This window comes from Pedobacter sp. (genome assembly GCF_045628745.1).
In the GTDB taxonomy this organism is placed as follows: Bacteria; Bacteroidota; Bacteroidia; order Sphingobacteriales; family Sphingobacteriaceae; genus Pedobacter.
Map to the genome: position 1 here is coordinate 1 of NZ_JAZQPU010000027.1, position 2027 is coordinate 2027.

2 protein-coding genes and 1 pseudogene are annotated in these 2027 nt (G+C 39.8%); all 3 read right to left on the minus strand.

From position 1 onward, the window contains the following. Positions 1-821 (minus strand): ABC transporter ATP-binding protein (locus ACR2F7_RS01240; protein ID WP_432711795.1); only part of this gene is annotated, 821 nt, incomplete at its 3' end. A gap of 8 nt (positions 822-829) precedes the next feature. Next, on the minus strand, positions 830-1765 hold the full coding sequence (locus ACR2F7_RS01245; protein WP_432711796.1) for an HlyD family secretion protein: 936 nt from the start codon (positions 1763-1765) through the stop codon (positions 830-832). A 16-nt stretch (positions 1766-1781) separates the two neighbouring features. Then, positions 1782-2027, minus strand: a pseudogene (locus ACR2F7_RS01250) (TolC family protein); the annotation flags it as partial.

A 2027-nucleotide genomic window follows, 5' to 3' on the forward strand; every position in this document is an offset into this window, starting at 1 on the left:
GTGATGCTCGCAGCATCAGCATCATCTGTTTTCATAGTAAGGTGTATGTATTCGCCAAAGGGGAAACAGCTTTCCACTTCATCAGCTGTTCGTAAGTGCTGTATGAGCTTGTAAATATTATCTGCTTTGGCGGCAAATAATGGCTTTGGGAAGTTTTTCACAATATTTACCGGCGTATCAATGGACATAATATTCCCGTTTTGTATTAGGACAATACGGTCGCAGAGAGTGGCTTCATCCATATATGGCGTAGAAACGATAATAGTAATGCCCTCCTTTTTGAACTTGGCCAGCATTCCCCAAAACTCTTTTCGTGAAACTGCATCCACGCCCGTGGTCGGTTCGTCAAGGAATAAAATAACAGGTTTATGGATCAGGGCACAGCAAAGCGCTAACTTCTGTTTCATGCCACCTGAAAGTTTACCTGCCCTGCGGTTGTTGAAAGGTTTTATCTGGTCATAAATATCTTTGATAAGCTCATAATTATCTTCGATGGTAGTACCGAAAACTGTAGCGAAGAACGTGAGGTTTTCTTCTACCGTCAAATCCTGATACAGGGAAAACCGTCCGGGCATATATCCAACGATATTTCGGATGTCCCTGTAATCCTTTACTACATCAAAACCTTCTACGGAAGCGGTTCCGCTATCTGCAAGCAATAAAGTGGTAAGGATGCGGAAAATAGATGTTTTTCCAGCTCCATCAGGACCAATTATACCGAATAGTTCCCCCTTTTGCACTTCAAAGGAAACATCGTTAACAGCCTTTACTTGGCCTTTGTTATAAGTTTTTACGATATTTTTTACACTAACTGAACTCATGTTTTATATTATTTTGACAAAATAACCTCTCCGTACATGCCTATTTTTAAGATACCGTCATTCTTTACGTTCACTTTGATCGCATACACAAGGTTGGGTCTTTCGTCTTTGGTTTGTATGGATTTGGGTGTAAATTCAGATTTTGCAGAAATCCAGGTAATGGTTCCCGGATATTCTTTGTATCCGCCTTTGCCATCGTCAATACGTACTGTCACCTGTTGTCCCAATTTAATCTGTGGCAATTGCCTACCGGAAACATAGGCCTTCAAACTGAGCGTTGCAATATTGGCAATCTTATATAGTGGTTTGCCTACTACCTGCATTTCCCCTTGCAAGGCATAATTTGTCAGTACAGTACCTGTAATCGGGTTGATGATTTGTCCCTTATTGATTTGCTCCTGAAGTTGTGCCACTAATTTTTCCATCTGTGCCCTCTCGCTTAATATGCTTCGGTTCTGCGTATTGGTATTGTAGGTGTTTAGCTTTAATTGCTGTTTTGTAACGGCAATCTGCTTTTTTAATTGGTCGATAGAAGAGTTGATGTCGTCTAATTGTTTGCGAGTTGCGGCATCTGCTTTCACTAAATTTTCAGTACGGTTCTTTTCTCTTAATTGTTGTGCCAATTGCGATTTTTGCACTTCCAGCTGACGACGTACCAATTCGACTTGGTCGCTCGGAGAAATGGTTTTTTCATTTAATGCGGCAATGCGGGCTTCGGTCTGTTGTTTTTGTAGTTCTATAACCTTTACGTCAATCTGACCGACCTTATCCCCTTTTTTTAATTGATCACCTTCTTTTACATCATAGGAATTCAATATGCCACTTTGCTGTGCCGAAACTATAACTTCATCGGCTTCAAAGTTCCCCGAAGCATCATAGTCTTTTTTTTGTGTACAGGCATTTAGGAGCAATGCTGCAAAAACAATTATTGCAAAATTTTTCATTTTATTACGTTTACTATTAATTGCCCAATTTGAATTTTAAATTATACTGTGCTTGCAACAACTGTATCTGATGAAGAACAAGGTTTTGCTTGGCAGCATTCTCGTTATTGGTTTTCTGAATATATTCGTGGGTAGTGATAACACCGTTTTCCAATTGTGCCGAAGCCGATTTAGTAACTGCCTCCCGCAACTCAATCGTTTTATGGTCCTGAACTATCATTTCCTTATATTTCTTTACATTTTCATCCTGTTGGGAAATTTC

Bases quoted from the DNA above. Each gene is read 5' to 3' on its own strand.
- ACR2F7_RS01245 (WP_432711796.1), bottom strand. From the start codon at position 1,765: ATGAAAAATTTTGCAATAATTGTTTTTGCAGCATTGCTCCTAAATGCC.